Here is a 2,170-nt window from a genome sequence, read left to right on the forward strand (position 1 = left end):
CGGCGCTCGGCTTCAAGCGAGGTCTGTGCCGTTCCCAGCGTCTCGCGCTCGTCCAGTATGTCCTTGCGCAGCGCCGCCAGTTGCTCCAGCCGGTCGCGCAGATCGGTCGCTTCCGCCTGAAGTTCGGGTACCACCGCACCGAGCAGAAGCGCGCTCCGGATGGAGGCCAGGGCATCGTCCGGTCGGACGGCAAGTGCGGGAGGCGGGTGCCTGTCGAGCCGCGTCAGCGCCGCCAGAAGCTCGGCCATCTCGTCGCGTCTGCGTTCGAGCTGCGCCGCGATCACAGCTTCGGCGCCTTTCAGGCCCTGTAGCCGGTCTTCCGAGGCAGAGACATCGGCTTCGTAGGCCTGAACGCGCGCGGCCGCCTCGATGAGCTTGTCGCGGATTTCGTCCGCTTCCTTCTGTGCGGCGGCCGATTGCGCCTGCAATTCCTTCTGGCGTTCGCGGCTGCTGTCGATCTGGCGCTGCAGGGCGTCCAGTTCGCCGGGCTCCATCGTCTCGGCCCGCACGGCGGGCGGCGAAATCGCCAAAAGGCCCGCCGCCAGCAGCAGCGGCCCGAGCTTCATATGAGCCCGCCTATGCACTGATCCGGTCTGGCACGGAGGCGGCGATGAGCGAACGGCCCGTCATCTCGCGCGGTGCGGCGAGCCCGAGAAGATGCAGCAATGTCGGCGCGACGTCGGCCAGAGTTCCGTTCTGGAGTTCGAGTTCCTTCGGTCCGCCGATCAGGATGAGCGGCACGTCGGAAGTCGTCGTGCCGCGCCAGGTGCCGCCGGTTTCCGGGTCCAGCATCATTTCGGCCTTGCCATAGGTGCCGCAAAGAATGAGCGTGCCGCCGCGTTTGTCGACCTGCGCCGCGATCTTGCCGAGACATTTGTCGATCGCCTCGATCGCCTCGACCGTGGCGCGGACATTGCCGGTGCGGCCGAGAATGGCGGCATTGGAAAAATTTGCGGTGATGACGTCGTGCTCGCCCTTCTTCAGCGCGGCCAACAATTCGTCGGTGATGGCGGCGGAGGCAAGTTCGGGTTTCTTTTCCGCCTGCGTCAGCGGCAGCGTGTCGGTGACCAGAACCGTTTCGCCATGGAAGAGGGCGGTCGCGCCGCCTCGCGCGAAGTTCCAGAGATTTGCTTCTGCGGCCGTCTCCGTCAGCGTGAGCTGGTTCAGTCCCGCTTGTGCCAGCGTTTCGGCAAAGCTCGCCTTGAAACTCATCGCCTCGAAAAGAGGCGTCACCCTATCGCCGAGCGGCGCGGCGAGCCGGGTCAGCGAGTAGATGCCGCTGAGCGAAGGTGCCTTCTCCGCAAGGCCTGCCGTCACCGGGTCGATCAGCGCGCCGAACAGGCCGTGCGCATGATCCGCCTGAAGGTTGACGAGCAGAACGGCGTCGTCCTGTCTGATGCCCCGGTAGGATGAGGCGATGGACGGCGGTATCCGGTCGTCGCTCAAACCTTTCCGGTAGCACTGATCGAGATAGGCGGTCGGGTATTCCGTATACGGGGCTTCGGCATTTGCAAGCGCGCGCCAGGCCGTCGCGATGGCCGCGGGGTCGGACAGGTCGTCGAAGCCGAAGCTCCGGCCCATCACGCTGCCGAGTTCGGCGTTTTCCGCGCCGGCGATGTCGTCGAGGAATTCGGCCAGATGTTCGATGCCGCTTTGCGCGCGGGTGTCCTGTCCGTCCATCACGGCGTGGACCCAGACCTTCACGCCTTCGTGGCTGAGAAGGGCCGCCAGCACGGCCAGGTAGCGCTGGTGGCCGGTCACGTTGGACGGTGTCATCGTGCCGACGAGGTGGACGGCGCCGCCGAGCGGGCGCACGCGCGAAACGAGCTGATGCAGGACAGGATGGGCCGCTATGCCCCCCGGACCGTCTTCCTGAAAGGCGCGCGAAATGCGTGCGGCGGGCGGTGGGACGGGCCGTCCCGCGCCAAGCGCGGAATAGGCCGCTTGCGGATAACCGGGCTTCCCCGCCGCGAGGCCCACGGCTTCACCGGCGGCCGCCAGCAGGCTTTGGGGGGAGGCAGCCGCAAGCCGGTCGTAGATGCGCGTGCGCGCTGTCGCGAGCGCATTGCCTTCGCGCTCCGTCCGGACACCCCAGCCGTCCAGCAAGACAAGGACAAGAGGTCGAACGCCGGTCATTGCAGCCATGATAATCTTGATAATCCGTGAGCCA

The 2,170-nt window shown here is 66.6% G+C and carries 2 protein-coding genes; both read right to left on the minus strand.

The genetic code is table 11. The features are described 5' to 3' along the window. Nucleotides 1-566 (minus strand): murein hydrolase activator EnvC (locus tag Q8S60_RS14845; protein WP_371134393.1); only part of this gene is annotated, 566 nt, incomplete at its 3' end. A 10-nt stretch (nt 567-576) separates the two neighbouring features. Further along, nucleotides 577-2,170: hypothetical protein (locus Q8S60_RS14850; protein WP_305668687.1), on the minus strand; the 1,594-nt coding region annotated here is incomplete at its 5' end.

This window comes from Parvibaculum sp. (genome assembly GCF_030694575.1).
Taxonomy (GTDB): domain Bacteria; phylum Pseudomonadota; class Alphaproteobacteria; order Parvibaculales; family Parvibaculaceae; genus Parvibaculum.